2 protein-coding genes are annotated in these 16,900 nt (G+C 76.4%); both read left to right on the top strand.

Translation table 11 applies throughout. The features are described 5' to 3' along the window. Position 1 precedes the first annotated feature (1 nt). Entirely contained in the window at positions 2-5,971 is a 5,970-nt protein-coding gene (locus tag BLU95_RS37310) for a type I polyketide synthase (RefSeq protein ID WP_093863897.1), read from the top strand. Further along, a complete protein-coding gene (locus BLU95_RS37305; protein ID WP_093863896.1) occupies positions 5,968-16,848 on the top strand; it encodes a non-ribosomal peptide synthetase in 10,881 nt (3,626 codons plus the stop codon). Before BLU95_RS37310 ends, BLU95_RS37305 begins: the two co-directional genes overlap by 4 nt. Positions 16,849-16,900: the final 52 nt, after the last annotated feature.

The following is a 16,900-nucleotide window of genomic DNA, read 5'->3' as shown; positions in this document are numbered from 1 at the left end:
GATGCCGGAGATGTCCGAAGAACTCGACCAGATCGCCGTCGTGGGGATGGCCGGCCGCTTCCCCGGTGCCCCCGACGTCGACACCTTCTGGAGGAACCTGGAGGAGGGCCGGGAGTCGATCGAGGTGCTCTCCGAAGCCGGGCTGCGGGCCGCCGGGGTGGACCCGGAGGTGTCCGGCCGGGACGGCTACGTCCGGGCCAAGGGGGTGCTCGCCGGGGCCGACCGCTTCGACGCGGCCTTCTTCGGCTACAACCCGCGCGAGGCCGAGATCATGGACCCGCAGCACCGGGTGTTCCTGGAGTGCGCCTGGGAGGCCCTGGAGTCGGCGGGCTGCGTGCCGGAGGACTTCGAGGGCCGGATCGGCGTGTTCGCCGGCGCCGGGATGAACACCTATCTGCTGCACAACGTCACCGCCAACCGCCGGGTCTTCGAGTCGGCGGGGCCGTACCAGACGCTGCTGGCCTCCGACAAGGACTTCCTGGCCACCAGGGCCGCCTACAAGCTGGGCCTGACCGGCCCGGCGATGAGCGTGCAGACCGCGTGCTCGACCTCGCTCACCGCCGTCCACCTGGCCTGCCAGAGCCTGCTGAACGGCGAGTGCGACCTCGCCCTGGCCGGTGGGGTGTCGATCGGCTCCCCGCTGGAGCAGGGCTACCAGTACGAGCCGGGCGGCATCCTCTCCCCCGACGGGCACTGCCGGCCGTTCGACGCCTCGGCGGGCGGCACCGTGCCCGGCAACGGCGTCGGCGTGGTGGTGCTGCGCCGCCTGACCGACGCACGGCGCGACGGCGACCCGGTGGACGCCGTGGTGCTGGGCTCGGCGGTCAACAACGACGGTTCGCTGAAGGCCGGTTACACCGCGCCGAGCGTCGACGGGCAGGCTGCGGTGGTCTCCGAGGCGCTGGCGATGGCCGGGGTCGACGCGGGCTCGGTCGGCTACGTGGAGACGCACGGCACCGGCACCGCGCTCGGCGACCCGATCGAGATCGCCGCGCTGACCCGGGCCTTCCGCGAGGACACCGAGGAGACCGGCTACTGCGCGATCGGCTCGGTGAAGAGCAACATCGGCCACCTGGACGCCGCCGCCGGGGTCGCCGCGCTGATCAAGACGGTGCTGGCGCTGCGGCACGAGGCCATCCCGGCGTCCCTGCACTTCACCAAGCCCAATCCCGAACTCGACCTGGAGTCCGGCCCGTTCTTCGTCAACGACCGGCTGCGGCCGTGGCCCCGGGGGGAGCGTCCGCGCCGGGCCGGGGTCAGTTCCTTCGGCATCGGCGGCACCAATGTGCACCTGGTGCTGGAGGAGGCCCCCACGCCGGCGCCGGCGGAGGAGGGCGGCGACGAGGAGACCGCGCCGGTCCTGCTCCCGCTCTCCGGCCGCACCGCCGAGGCCGTCGCCGAGGGCGCCCGACGGCTCGCCGACCACCTGGAGGCCCACCCCGGACTGCGGCTCGACGACCTCGCCCACACCCTCACCCACCGGCGGCGCGCCTTCGGCCGGCGCGCCGCCCCGGTGGCCCCGGACCGGGCCGGGGCGGTGGCCGCGCTGCGCGCCGTGACCGCCGCCGCCACGACGGAGGCCGCCGAGGGCGCCCGGGTGGCGTTCCTGTTCCCCGGCCAGGGCACCCAGTACGTCGACATGGCCCGCGGCCTGTACCGCCGGGAGCCGGTGTTCACCGCCGAACTCGACCACTGCGCCGAGCTGTTCGCCGCCGAGCTGGGCGAGGACCCGCGCGCCCTGCTGTTTCCCGCCCCCGGGGCGGCCGCGGCGGCGGAGGAACGGCTGACCCGCACCGAGTACGCCCAGCCCGCGCTGTTCCTGGTGGAGTACGCGCTGGCGCGGCAGTGGACGGCCTGGGGCGTGCGGCCGGACGCGATGGTCGGCCACAGCGTCGGCGAGTACGTCGCCGCCTGCCTGGCCGGCGTGTTCGGACTCGAGGACGCGGTGGGGCTGGTGGCGGCCCGGGGCCGGCTGGTCGCGGCGATGCCCGCCGGGTCGATGCTCACCGTCTTCCTGTCCGAGCGGGACCTCGCGCCCTGGCTGGCCGAGGGCGCCGGCCTCGCCGTGGCCGCCCTCAACTCCACCGGGCTGAGCGTCGTCTCCGGCCCCGCCGACGCGGTGGACGGGCTGGAGCGGCGGCTCAAGGAGGCCGACATCCCCTGCCGCCGGCTGCACACCTCGCACGGCTTCCACTCCCCCGCCATGGACGGCGCCGTCGGCCCGCTGGTCGAGGCGGTCCGCTCGGTGCGGCTCGACCCGCCGAGGATCCCGTTCTGCTCCAACGTCACCGGCACCTGGATCACCGAGCGGGAGGCGACCGACCCCGAGTACTGGGGCCGTCACCTGCGGCAGCCGGTCCGCTTCGCCGACGCCGCGGCCCTGCTGCTCGCCGACCCGTCCTGGGTGCTGCTGGAGGTCGGCCCCGGCCGCACCCTCGGCGACTTCGTCCGCCGCCACGGCGCCTGGCAGGAGGGCCGGACGGTGATCGGCTCGCTGCGCCACCCGCAGGAGCGGGAGGACGACGCGCTCGTGCTGCTCCGGGGCCTGGGCGCGCTGTGGAGCGCGGGCGTCCCGATCGACCGGGACGTGCTGCGGCCGGGCGCCGACGGGCGGGTGCTGCGGCTGCCCGGCTACGCCTTCCAGCGCGAACGCTACTGGGTGGAGCCGGACGGCGCCGCCGCGAGCGGCCCGGCGGCCGGCACCGGCGCGTCCCCGGCCGGACCGGTCCCGGTCGAGGACTGGTTCCGCACCCCCGGCTGGCGGCGGCTGGCCCCGCGGACCGGTCCCGCCGTCCGGACCGGCAGGAGCCGTCCCGGCAGCGGGCCGCTGTGGGTGGTGCTGGGCGACAACACCGGCCTCGGCGCCGCACTGGCCGGGCGGCTGGCCGAGGGCGGCGCCGCCGTGGTCCGGGTCGGCACCACCGACGGCTCCGAGCGCACCGACGGGCTGCGCGTCCCCGGCCCGCACGCCCGCGGCACCGACGCCTGGTCGCTGGACCCGGACGACCGTGCCCAGGCCGCCGGACTGCTCGGCACGCTGGACCTCCGCGGCGCGGACTCGCTGCGCCTGGTGCACCTGTTCAGCCTCGGTGACGACCTGTCCGACAGCGACGTGCTGGACGGCGAGGCACTGGACGAGGCCCGGCTGAACGCCGCCCGCAGGCTCGGCCCCGACAGCCTGGCCGCCCTCGCCCAGGCCCTCACCGACGCCCGCCCCGCCGTCCCGGTCACCGTCGACGTGCTCTGCCGGGGCGTCCACGGCGTCACCGGCGACGAGCCGCTGCGGCCCGAGCAGGCCATGCTGGCCGGCCCCTGCACGGTGATCCCCCAGGAGCTGCCGGACGTCGGCTGCCGCCTGCTGGACGTCACCGGCGCCGACCCGGCCGCCCCGGCGGAGGAGGCGGTGCGCGCGGTGCTCGAGCTGCTGCTGCGCGACCCGGAGGAGCGCGAGCTGGCCCTGCGCGGCCGGCACTGGTGGGTGCGGGAGTTCGACCCGCTCCCGCTCCCGGCCGGGGACGCGAGCGACGGACCGGCCTGGGAGGCGACCGAGGCACCGGCCCGGGACGCGACCGGGGTACCGGCCCGGGACGCGACGGAGGCACCGGCCGACCTTCCGGCGCACACCCGCGACGGCGGCGTCTACCTGGTCACCGGAGGCCTCGGCGGCGTCGGCCTGGCCCTCGCCGAACAGCTGGCCGAGGGCGTGCGGGCACCGGTGCTCGGCCTGCTCGGCCGCTCCGACTTCCCCGCCGAGGAGGACTGGCCGGCCTGGCTGGAGGAGCACGGCGAGCAGGACCCGACCGGCGCCCGGATCCGCCGGCTCACCCGACTCCGGGAGCGCGGCGCACGGATCGCGCTGCTGCGGGCCGACGTCACCGACGAGCGCGAACTCGGCGCCGCGCTGGCCGCCCTGCGCGCCCGGTTCGGCCCGCTGAACGGCGTGGTGCACGCGGCCGGGGCACCGTCCACCGGCATGCTCGCCCGCCGGACCCGGGCGGACGCCGACGCGGTCCTGGCGGCGAAGACCGTCGGCACCCTGCTGCTGGACCGGCTGTGCGCGGACGACCCGCTGGACTTCCTGCTGCTCTGCTCCTCGGTCAGCGCCGTCCTGGGCGGCCCCGGCCAGAGCGACTACGGCGCGGCCAACGCCTTCCTGGACGCCTTCGCCCAGTGGCGGCGCCGGCAGGGCCGTCCGGTCACGGCGCTCGGCTGGGGCACCTGGGAGGGCGTCGGCATGGCCGCCGGTCTCACCGCCCGGGCATCGGCCACTGGACCGGACACCGGCCACCCGCTGCTGCGCCCGGTCCGCGCCGAGGGCACCACCGTCGTGTACGAGACGGTGCTCTCCACCGCGGACAGCTGGATCGTCGACGACCACCGGCTGATGGGCCACGGCCTGGTGCCGGGCACCGCCTACCTCGAACTGGTGCGGGCCGCCCTGGCCGGGCAGGCCGGGGGGCGTGAGACCGAGCTGCACGACGTGCTGTTCATGACGCCCGTGATCGTCCCCGACGGGCAGACCCGGACGGTGTTCACCACGGTCGAGGAGCGCGACGGCCGACCGCACTTCACCGTCCGCAGCCGCCCGGCGGCGGACGCCCCGTGGCGCGAGCACGCGACCGGCTCGGCCTCGTTCCACGAGCGCGGCCCCGACGTCGTCCGCGACCTGGCCGAGGTGGCGGAGCGCTGCGAGGTGACGGAGGTCCTGGAGACCGAGGAGGAGATCCGGCGCCGGCTCGGGGTGGAGCGCTTCGAGGAGGGCGGCGGGCCGCTGCGGTTCTGGTTCGGACCGCGCTGGCAGGTGCTGAAGACCATCCGCACCGGCGGACGGCGGATGCTGGCCACGCTCCGGCTGGACGAGGCCTTCCTCGCCGACCTGGCGGACTACCCGCTGCACCCGGCCCTGCTCGACATGGCCGGCGGCGTCTTCCGGCTGCACGCCGAGGACCCGTACTACCTCCCGCTGACCTATCGCAGCCTGCGGATCCTGCACCCGCTGACCGGCACGGTGGAGGTCGCGGTGGAGATCAGGCACCCGGCCGGGTCGACCGGGGAGACCCTCACCTGCGACCTCGAACTCCTGGACCCGGACGGCCGGTTGCTGGTCGCGGTGACCGACTTCACGGTGAAGCGGATCAATGACGTCGAGGCGCTGCTGACCCAGATCGGACAGACCGTAGCGGAGGCGGAAGCGGCCGGCGCGGACACCGGCGACGGGACCACCGGGGCCGCCGGGCGCACCGCGACGGCCGGGACCACCGGGACGGGAGCCGCCGGGGCGCTGGCCGCGCTCGCCGAGGGCTTCGGCGAGGCGGAGGGCCGGGCCGCGTTCGCCCGGGTCCTGGCACAGCCGGACCTCCCGGCCCACCTGGTCGTCACCCCGCAGGACTTCACGGCACTGCGGCGGCTGGCCCGCTCGATCACCCCGGCGCTGCTGGCCCGTGAGCTGGAGCAGCTGGCCCCGCTCGGCGGCAGCCACCCCCGGCCCGAGCTGGCGACCCCGTTCGTGGCACCCGCGACCGAGCGGGAGGAGGCCGTCGCGGCGCTCTGGCGCGAGGTGCTGGGCGTCGAGGAGGTCGGCGTGCACGACGACTTCTTCGCCCTGGGCGGCCACTCGCTGGCCGCCGTGCAGATCAACACCCGGATCCGGAGCCGCTTCGGCACCGAGCTCGACCTGCGGGACTTCTTCCACTCCCCCACCGTCGCCCACACCGTCGACCTGCTGGCCGGGGGCGGCGGCGACGGAGGCGGCGACGGGGACACCATCGAGGCCCTGAGTCGCGCCGGGGCCGGGCGGACGAGCGCCGGACACGACGGCCCCGACAGCCTCGACGGTACGGACGACCTGGACGACCTGGACGAACTCGACGACCTCGCCGGCCTGTCCGACGACGAGGTGGAGGCCCGCCTCCAGGCCCTGCTGGCCGAGGAGGACACCGAGGACACCGCCGGCCCGGGAGACCAGGCATGAGCGCCCCCGCCCGCGACACCGCCGGAACACCCGAGGACGGACGTGCCATGACCACCCCCGACCCCACGACGCTCTCCGCCGCCGAGAAGCGCGCACTTCTCGCCGAACGCCTGCGCCGCAAGAAGGCCGCCGCCGCCCGGCCCCGGGAGCACCGGTTCCCGGCCTCCTTCCCGCAGCAGCGGATGTGGTTCCTGGACCAGCTGACACCGGGCGACACCGCCTACAACGTCTGCGGCGCCACCCGGATCCGCGGTCCGCTCGACCTGGACGTCTGGCGGCGCGCCGTCTCCGCGATCGCCCGCCGCCACGAGGCGCTGCGCACCACCTTCCGGGAGGTGGACGGCGAGCCCGTCCAGGTGGTCACCGAGGGCGCCGAGCCCGGCTTCGCCGTCGTGCCGTGCGAGCACCTGGCCGGGCCGGACGGCGAGGAGGGCGTGCAGTCCCTGGCCCGGGAGGAGTTCGCCCGCCCGTTCGACCTGGCCACCGGCCCGCTGGTGCGGATGCGCTTCCTGCGGCTCACCGCCGACGAGCACGTGCTGCTGCTGACCATCCACCACATCGCCGGCGACCTCTGGTCCACCTCGGTGTTCCTGGACGAGCTGGTCACGCTCTACGGCGCCTGTGCGGGCGGCACCGAGCCCGCCCTGCCCGAACTGCCCGTCCAGTACGCCGACTACGCGGTGTGGCAGCGCAAGCGGCTGGAGGGCGACGGCGCGCGGGCCGACCTGGAGTACTGGCGGCGGACGCTGGACGGGGCCCCGGCCGCCCTGGAACTGCCCACCGACCGTCCCCGCCCACCCGTGCAGAGCACCCGCGGCGGCTCCCGCCCGTTCGCCCTCTCCGCCGAACTGATGGACCGGGTCAGGGAGTTCAGCCGGACCGAGGGCGTCACTCCGTTCATGACGCTGCTCGCCGCCTTCCAGGTGCTGCTGCACCGCTACACCCGGGAGGAGGACGTGGTCGTCGGCGTGCCGGTCGCCAACCGGGGCCGCCCCGAGGTCGAGCGGCTGATCGGCTACTTCGCCAACATGCTGGCCCTGCGCACCGACCTGTCGGGCGCCCCGTCCTTCCGTGAACTCCTGGGCCGGGTACGGCCGGTGTGCCTGGGCGCGTTCGCCCACCAGGAGCTGCCGTTCGAGCGGCTGGTGGAGGAGCTGCACCCGCGCCGGGACCTCTCCCGCACCCCGGTGTTCCAGGTCTCCTTCGTGTTCCAGAACATCGCGATGCCCTCCTTCGACGTGGCGGGCCTGCACCTGGAGCCGATCGAGGTCGCCGGCAGCACCGCCCGCTTCGACCTGGAACTCCAGGTCTTCGACCGGCCGGAGGGCCTGAGCGGCCGGTTCGAGTACAACAGCGACCTGTTCGACGCCGCCACCGTCGACCAACTGGCCGCCCACCTGAGGCTGTTGGTGGAGCAGTTGATCGACGGTCCGGACCGCCCGGTGGGCACGGTGCCGATGCTCACGGCCGAGGAGGAACGGCGGCTGCGCGAGCAGGGCAACGACACCCACCGGGAGTGGCCCGACCGGTCCCCGGTCCACCGGCTGTTCGCCGAGCAGGCCGCCCGCACCCCGGACGCCGAGGCGGTGCGCTGCGGCGCCGAGGCGCTGGACTACGCGGAACTGGACCGGCGCTCCGGCCTGCTGGCCCGCCGCCTGCGCCGGCACGGCGTGGGCCGGGACGTCCTGGTGGGCGTGTGCACCGAGCGCTCGGTCGACCTGCTGGTGGCGCTGCTGGCGGTGCTGAGGTCGGGCGGCGCGTTCGTCCCGATCGACCCGGAGTTCCCGCCGGAGCGGATCGCCCACATGCTGGCCGACTCGGGCCTGCCGGTGCTGCTCACCCAGCGGCCGGTGGCGGAGCGGCTGCCCGCGACCGGCGCCGAGGTGCTCTGCCTGGACGGGGCGGACGAGCCCGACGGGCGGGGCGAGCGGGCCACCGCGGAACCGGCCGAGGACCCGGCCGAGGACCCGGTGGTGGCCGAGGAGGACCTCGCCTACGTCATCTACACCTCGGGCTCCACCGGGCGACCGAAGGGCGTGCAGGTCCCGCACCGGGCGCTGGCCAACTTCCTGCGCTCGATGCGGGAGCGGCCGGGCCTGACGGCCGAGGACACCCTGCTCGCCGTCACCACCCACTCCTTCGACATCTCGCTGCTGGAACTGCTGCTGCCGCTGGTCACCGGCGCCCGGGTGGTGGTCGCCGAGCGCGGCGCGGCCGCCGACGGCGAGCAGCTGTCGCGACTGCTGGCGGCCTCCGGGGCGAGCGTCGTCCAGGCCACCCCGTCCACCTGGCGGATGCTGCTGGACGCGGGCTGGCCGGGTGCGCCCGGGCTGAAGGCGCTGGCGGGCGGCGAGGCGCTGCCCGCCGGACTGGCCCGGCGGCTGCGGGACGGCGGGGTGGAGCTGTGGAACATGTACGGGCCCACCGAGACCACCGTCTGGTCGGCGGTGGCCGAGGTCGGGGACGGCCCGATCTCGATCGGCGCGCCGATCGCCAACACCGAACTGCACGTGCTGGACGAGCAGGGCCGGCTGACGCCGCCCGGGGTGCCCGGCGAGCTGTACATCGGCGGCGCCGGCCTGGCCCGGGGCTACCTGGGCCGGCCGGAGCTGACCGCCGAGCGGTTCGTGCCGCACCCGTTCGGGGCGGGGCCGCAGGACCGGCTGTACCGCACCGGGGACCTGGTGCGCCGCCGGCGGGACGGCGGCATCGAGTTCCTCGGGCGGCTGGACCACCAGGTGAAGGTGCGGGGCTTCCGGATCGAGCTCGGCGAGATCGAGAGCGAGCTGGCCCGACGGCCCGAGGTCGGCCACGCGGTGGTGACGGTCCGCGAGGACGTCCCCGGTGACCAGCGGCTGGTGGCGTACGTGGTGCCGGCCGCCGACGGGGGCCCCGGCCCGGCGGAGGAGTGGCCGGACCAGGTCGAGGAGTGGCGCCGGATCTGGGACACCGCCTACGACGACCCGGACACCGCCCCGGCCCCCGCTCCCGCCGTCCCTGCCCCGGCCCCCGCCTTCGCCACCCCCGCCGACCCCGCCGACCCCGCCGACCCCGGCACCCCCGCCGACCCCGGCACCCCCGCCGACCCCGGCATTCCGGCCGAGGACCTGCGCGGCTGGAACAGCAGCTACACCGGGGAGCCGATCCCGGCCGGGGAGATGCGCGAATGGGCCGACCGCACCGCCGAGCGGGTGCTCGGCCTGCGCCCCGGCTCGGTGCTGGAGATCGGCTGCGGCACCGGCCTGATCCTCCAGCGGGTCGCCCCGCAGGTCGAGCGGTACTGGGGCACCGACATCTCCGAGGTCGCCCTCACCGGTCTGCAGGAGGTCGTCGACCGCGCCGGTGACAGCCTCGGCGAGGTCGCGCTGCACCTCTGCGCGGCCGACCGGCTCGACCGGCTGCCCGAGCGGCTCTTCGACGTGATCGTGCTCAACTCGGTGGTCCAGTACTTCCCGGACGAGCGCTACCTGCTGCGGGTGATCGAGGGCGCGCTGCCCCGCCTCGCCCCGGGCGGCTCGCTGTTCCTCGGCGACATCCGCAGCCTGCCGCTGCTGGAGTCCTTCCACCTGTCGGTCCAGCTCGCCCACGCCGAACCGGGCCTGCCGGACGCCGAGTTGCTCGCCCGGACCCGCCGCCGACTGGCCGAGGACGAGGAACTCGTCTTCGACCCGGCGCTGTTCACCGCCCTGCCGAGCCGCTTCCCGGCCCTCCGCGAGGTCCGGGTGCTGCCCAAGCGGGCCGCCACCGCCAACGAGCTGACCCGGTTCCGCTACGACGTCGTCCTCACCACCGGACCGGCCGCCGTGCCGGGAGAAGCACCGGAGACACGGGGGGCACCGGACGCCGAGCCGCTGGACTGGGCCGCCGAGGGCCTGACCGTGGCAGCGCTGGGCGAGCGTCTGAGGACCCGGCGGCCCGCACTGCTCGCCGTCCGCGGCGTGCCCAACGCCCGGCTCCGCGAGCTCGCCGACACCCTCGACCGGCTCGTCGACGGCCCCGGACCGCGCGCGGACCGGCCCGGGGCCGTCGACCCCGAGGAGCTGTGGGCCCTCGGCGAGGCGCTCGGCTACCGGATCGACCTCGACTGGTCCGAACACGGCCCGGACGGCGCGTTCACCCTGCTCGCCCGCCGGCTCGAGGCCGACGGCCGGCCCGGAACCGCCCTCCCGGGCACCGTGCGGCCACCGGCGACGGAACCCGACTGGGGTCGCCTGGTCAGCGGCACCCGGCGCCGGCTCGCCCGCCGCCTCGTCCCGGTACTGCGCTCCGCCCTGGCCGAACGCCTGCCCGGCTACATGGTCCCGTCCGCGTTCGTCCTGCTGGACGCGCTGCCGCTGACCCCCAACGGCAAGACCGACCGCAAGGCCCTGCCCGCGCCCGACGGCGACCGCCGCAACCTCGACGCGGTGTACGTCGCACCGCGCGACGAGCGCGAGGAGGCGCTCTGCGCGCTGTTCGCCAAGGTGCTCGGGGTACCCGCGGTCGGCGTCCACGACAGCTTCTTCGACCTGGGCGGCCACTCGCTGCTCGCCACCCGGCTGGTCTCCCGGATCCGGGCCACCCTGGGTGCCGAGGTCCAGGTCCGGTCGCTGTTCGAGACCCCGACGGTGGCCGGACTGGCCGGCCGTCTCGCCGCCGAGGACCCGGACCGGGCCCCCGGGGCGGCCCGCCCGGCGCTGGCCCCCGAGCCCCGGCCGGCCGAGCTGCCGCTCTCCTTCGCCCAGCGCCGGCTGTGGTTCCTCGACCGGCTGGAAGGCCCCTCCGCCACCTACAACATCCCGATGGCGGTGCGGCTCACCGGTCCCCTGGACACCGGCGCCCTGCGGGCCGCGCTGGCCGACGTGGTCGAGCGGCACGAGGCGCTGCGCACCGTCTTCCCCGACACCGGCGGCGTACCGCGCCAGCACGTGCTGGACCCGGCCGACGCCCGCCCGGCGCTGACCGTGACCGAGGTTCCGGAGGCCGGGACCGAACCGCCCGGGACCGGGACCGCCGCCGCCGTACGCGCCGCCGCGCGGCACCGCTTCGACCTCGCCCGCCGGATCCCGCTGCACGCCGAACTGCTGGTGCACGGCCCGGAGCGGCACACCCTGGTCCTGGTGGTGCACCACATCGCCGCCGACGGCTGGTCCGTCGCCCTGCTCGGGCGCGACCTCGCCACCGCCTACACCGCGCGCCTCGGCGGCCGCCCGCCGCAGTGGGCGCCGCTGCCGGTCCAGTACGCCGACTACACCCTGTGGCAGCACCGGCTGCTCGGCGGCCAGGACGACCGGGACAGCCTGCGCAACAGCCAACTCGCCTACTGGCGCGAGGCCCTGGCCGGACTGCCGGACCGGATCGCACTGCCCGTCGACCGCCCGCACCCGGCCTCGGCCACCCACCGGGGCGGCACCGTCGCCCTGCACTGGGACGCCGAACTGCACACCGCCGTCACCACGCTCGCGCGCCGCCACGACGCCAGCGAGTTCATGGTCGTGCACGCGGCCCTGGCCGCCCTGCTGCACCGGCTCGGCGCCGGTGACGACATCCCGGTCGGTGCGACCGTCGCGGGCCGCACCGACGCCGCCACCGAGGACCTGGTCGGCTTCTTCGTCAACACCCTGGTGCTGCGCGCCGACCTGTCGGGGGCACCGACCTTCCGGGAGCTGCTGGCCCGGGTCCGCGAACGCGGCCTGGACGGGTACGCCCACCAGGACGTCCCGTTCGAGTTCCTGGTCGACGCGCTGCGCCCGGCCCGCTCCACCGCGCACCACCCGCTGTTCCAGGTGCTGCTCGCCTGGCAGAACGTCCCGGACGCGGTGCTCGGCCTGCCCGGTCTGGCCGAGGAGGCCGTGCCGGTGGACAGCGGCGGGGCCCGGACGGACCTGGTGTTCTCGCTGACCGGCCGCCGTGCCCCCGGCGACGGCGCGCCCGCCGGGATCGACGGCGTGGTGGAGTACAACGCCGACGTCTTCGACCCGGCGACCGTGGAGCTGCTGGCCGAACGCCTGCGGCGGATGCTGCTTGCGGTGTGCGCCGCGCCGGACCGCCCGGTCGCCGAGGCCGAACTGCTCTCGCCCGACGAGCGGCACCGGCTGCTGGCCGACTGGGCCGGCACCGCGTTCCCCGCTCCCCGGCCGCCCGCCACCCTGCCCGCGCTGTTCGAGGCCCAGGTGGCCCGCACCCCGGAGCGGACCGCCGTCGTCGACCCCGAACGGGAGCTGACCTACGCCCAGCTGGACGCGGAGGCCAATCGGCTGGCCCGTCTGCTGATCGCCCGCGGCGCGGGCCCGGAACGACCGGTCGCGGTGGCACTGGGCCGCTCGGCCCGGTCCGTAATGGCCATGCTGGCCGTGGCCAAGGCCGGCTCGGCCTATCTGCCGGTCGACCCGGACTACCCGGCGGCGCGGATCGCCTTCCTGCTCGACGACGCCCGCCCGGTGCTGGTGCTGACCGACGACGGATCGGCCGCCGCACTGCCGGAGAGCGAGGTCCCGGTGCTGCGGCTGGACCGGCCCGAGGTGCTCGCGGACCTGGCCGCCCGGCCCGCCGCCGCGCCGACCGACGCCGACCGTTCCGGGCCGCTGACCCCGGGACACGCGGCGTACATCATCTACACCTCGGGATCCACCGGCACCCCCAAGGGCGTGGTGGTCACCCACACCGGCATCCCCGGCCTGGTCGCGGCGCAGGCCGAGGGCTTCGGGCTGGACGGGCACAGCCGGGTGCTGCAGTTCGCCTCGCCCAGCTTCGACGCCTCGGTGGCGGAGCGCTGCGACGCGCTGCTGACCGGCGCCGCGCTGGTGGTCGTCCCCAAGGAGGACCTCCTCCCCGGCGAGCCGCTGACCCGGACCTGCGAGCGCTACGGCGTGACCAACGCGACCCTGCCGCCCAGTGTGCTGGCCGCCGTGCCGCAGGGCGGCCTGCCCGCCGGGCTGTCCCTGGTGGTCGCGGGCGAGTCCTGCCCGGCCGAGCTGGTCGACCGGTGGTCCGCGGACCGGCGGATGGTCAACGCCTACGGGCCGACCGAGACCACCGTGTGCGCCACCCTGACCGGCCCGCTGGCGCCGGGCACCGGTGCCCCGCCGGTCGGCCGCCCGATCGCGGGCGCCCGGGTGTACGTCCTGGACGAGGGGCTGCGTCCGGTGCCCGCCGGGGTGCCCGGCGAGCTGTTCGTGGCCGGCGCCGGCCTGGCCCGCGGCTACCTGGGCCGGCCCGGGCTGACCGCGCGCCGCTTCCTGCCCGACCCGTTCGGCGCCCCCGGCACCCGGATGTACCGGACCGGGGACCTCGTCCGGTGGCGGGCGGACGGCCGGCTGGACTTCCTCGGCCGCACCGACCACCAGGTGAAGGTCCGGGGCTTCCGGATCGAACTGGGCGAGATCGAGTCCGCGCTCTCCGCCCACCCGGACACCGCCCGGGCCGTGGTGACGGTCCGGGAGGACCGGCCGGGGCAGCGCACCCTGGTCGGCTACCTGGTCCCCCGGCCGGGGGCGGCGCCCGACCCGGCGGCGGTCCGGGCCGCGCTCGCCGACCGGCTGCCGCCGTACCTGGTCCCGGCCGCGGTGGTGGTGCTCGCCGAACTGCCGCTCACCGCCAACGGCAAGGTGGACCGCGAGCGGCTGCCCGCCCCCGGCCACGCCCCGGGCGCCGGGTCCGGCCGGCCGCGCACCGCGGTCGAGGAGACCCTGTGCGCGATCTTCGCCGAGGTGCTCGGGCTGCCCGAGGTGGGCACCGGGGACGGCTTCTTCGACCTCGGCGGCGACAGCATCCAGGCGATCCAGGTGGTCTCCCAGGCCCGGAGCGCCGGGCTGGTGATCAGCGCCCGGGACGTCCTCGCCCATCAGTCGGTGGGCGCTCTGGCGGCCGTGGCCGTCGCCGCGGACGGGGCGGCCGGACCCGAGGACGACGGCGTCGGCGCGGTCGGGCCCACCCCGATCGTCGAGTGGCTGCGCGAGGTGGACGCCCCGATCGGCGGGTTCAGCCAGGAGGCGGTGGTCGCCGTCCCCCCGGCCGGGGTGCTGGACCTGCCGCGGCTGACCGCCGCGCTCCAGGCGCTGGTGGACCACCACGCGGTGCTGCGCTCCCGGCTCACCACGGGGCCGGACGGCCGCTGGGGCCTGGAGACCGGCCCGGTCGGCTCGGTGCGGGTCGCCGACCACCTGGTCCGGACGGACGCCGCCGGAGCGGACGCCGAACACCTGCGGGCGCTGACGGCCGCCGGGGCCGCCGACGCCCGCCGCCGCCTGGACCCGGCCGCCGGGGTGATGCTCCGGGCGGTCTGGCTGGACGCCGGGGAGCACGCCCCCGGCCGGCTGCTGCTGGTCCTGCACCACCTGGTGGTGGACGGCGTCTCCTGGCGGATCCTGCTGCCGGACCTCCGGGCCGCCGGCGAGGCCGTCCTCGCGGGCCGGCCGGTGCTGCTGGCGCCGGTCGGCACCTCGGTGCGCCGCTGGTCCGAGCTGCTGGCCGCCGAGGCCGCGGCACCGCACCGGCTGGCCGAACTCCCCGAGTGGCAGCGCCTGCTGACCGGCGCCCCGGCCCTGCTGCCCGCCGAGACGGTCGCCGGATCCGTCACCGGCACCGGACGGCTGGTCCTCACCCTGCCGCCCGAGGACACCGCCGCACTGCTCGGCACCGCGCCCGGCGCCTTCCACACCGGTGTGCAGGAAGTCCTGCTGGCCGCCTTCGGCATCGCCCTGGAGGAGTGGCGCCGCCGCCGCGCACCGCTGGACCCGCCGGCCGAGGGCGTCCTGGTCTCCGTGGAGAACCACGGCCGCCAGGAGGACCTCGCCGACGGCGTCGACCTGTCCCGCACCGTGGGCTGGTTCACCAGCGTCCAGCCGGTCCGGCTCGCCCCCGGTCCGCTGGACTGGCCCCGGGTCACCGGGGCCGGGGCGGAGCTGGCCGCCGCCGTCGTCCGGATCCGGGAACAGCTGGCCGCACTGCCCGGCGACGGCCTCGGCCACGGGCTGCTACGCCGGCTCAACCCCGCGACCGCCCCGGCACTGGCCGAACTGCCCTCCCCCCAGATCGCGTTCAACTACCTCGGACGCTTCGCCGACGCCGGTCCGGACACCCCCTGGGCGCCGGTCACCGCCGACGCGGCACTCGCCCTGGGCGCGCCGAACACCCCGAACACCCCGAACGCGCCGGACGCACCGGACGCCTCGGACGCACCGGTCGGCCTGCTCACCCACGCCGTGGAGCTCAACGCCGTCACCTACGACAGCCCCGACGGCCCCAGGCTGGCGGCCGGCTGGACCTGGGCACAGGGCCCGCTGACCGAGCCCGAGGTGCGCGAACTGGCCGAGCTCTGGTTCGCCGCCCTCAGGGCCGTGACCGGCTGCGCCGCCCTGCCCGGTGCCGGCGGGCCGCCGCCCGCCGGGCCCACCACCCGCCGACGCCACCGGCCCGCGCGGGCGGCTCGGGCGGGCGGCCCGGTGCCGCCGGCCGACCGCACCCACGGTGTGCCGCTGTCCTTCGCCCAGTCGGACATCGTCCACCAGCCCGTCGACCCGGGATCCTCGCACCACAACGTGATCACCGCGACCGTCCTCACCGGCACCCTCGACCCGGCGGCGCTGCGGGCGAGCCTCGACACCGTCGTGGCGCGCCACGAGGCGCTGCGGACCAGGATCGTCGAGGACGGGCCCGGCGACTGGCGCCAGCTGACCGACCCCGTCGGCGGCTGGCCGCTCGCCACCGTCGACCTGCGCGGGGAGCCCGCCGCCGACCGCCGGGAGGCGGTGCGCCGGCTGGTCGCGGCCGAGGTGGACCGCCCGTTCCGGCTGGCCGAGGGCCCCTTGGTGCGCGGCACCCTGATCGCCACCGCCCCCGGCGAGTGGGTGCTGGTGCTGGTGCTGCACCACATCGTGGTCGACCTGTGGTCCTACGCGCTGCTCGGCCGCGAGCTCGGCGAGCTGTACGCGGCCCGGGTGCTGGGCCGCGAACCGGACCTGCCCACGCCGTCCGTCCAGTACCCGGACTGGGCGGCCTGGCAGCGGCGGCGGCTCGCGGACGGCGAGCTGGACGAGCACCTCGCCCACTGGGATGGGCTGTTGGCGGACCTGCCGGCGCTCCCCCGGTTCGAGGCGCCGGAGCACCAGCGGACCGACGCCGTCAGCGGGTACACCAGCGGCTTCGTCCTGGAGCCCGGACTCACCGCGGCCCTCAAGGAGGCGGCGCAGCGCGAGGGCGTGACCCTGTTCATGCTGCTGCTCACCGGCTTCCACCTGCTGCTGCAGAGCTACGCGCAGGGCGGGGAGGCGGCGGACGGGGCACCGGGCGGAACGGCCGACGGGGTGTCGGACGGAGTGTCGGACGGGACGGCGGTCAGCGACCTCGCGGTCGGCTTCCCGCTGGCCGGCCGGGAGCACCCGCAGACCGAGCAGATGATCGGCTTCTTCATCAACCCGGTCGTGGTGCGTCCCCGCCCGGCCGCCGACGCCACCGTCCGCGAGCTCCTGGCGGCCGTCCGGTCCGGTGTGCTGGACGCCCATCTGCACCAGGAGGTCCCGCTGCGGCAGCTCCGCAAGGACGCCGGGGAGGACCACAACCCGCTGCGGCTGCTGTTCAACCTGCTGAACGTGGCCGGCGACCCGCTGGACCTGCACGGTCTGACGGCGTCGCCGCTGAGCCTCGACGTCGGCGACGCCGAGGTGATCCCGGAGCTGGTCACCGAGATGCGCCCGCACAACGCCGACCTCTACCTGATGATGCACGAGTCCGAGGCCGGGCTGCGCGGCCTGTGGCTGTACTCGCCGGAGCGGATCGACCCGCGCTCGACGGCGGCCATGATGCGCCAGTGGCCCTTCGTACTGGAGCTGTTGACGCACCGGCCGGACCTGCCGCTGGCCGAGCTGCGGCGCCGCGTCCGCGACCGCCCGACGGCCTGACCGCCCGTCCTCTCCCCCACCCGCCTTCTCCCCTGCCCGCCCGACCCGAAAG

Origin of the sequence: Streptomyces sp. TLI_053 (assembly GCF_900105395.1) — a bacterium.
Lineage (GTDB): Bacteria > Actinomycetota > Actinomycetes > Streptomycetales > Streptomycetaceae > Kitasatospora.
The sequence above is the reverse complement of the archived record's forward strand: the minus strand, read 5'-3'. Positions and strand labels throughout refer to the sequence as shown.

Coding starts and splice junctions, on each gene's coding strand:
- BLU95_RS37310 (WP_093863897.1), top strand. CDS start 2: ATGCCGGAGATGTCCGAAGAACTCGACCAGATCGCCGTCGTGGGGATG.
- BLU95_RS37305 (WP_093863896.1), top strand. CDS start 5,968: ATGAGCGCCCCCGCCCGCGACACCGCCGGAACACCCGAGGACGGACGT.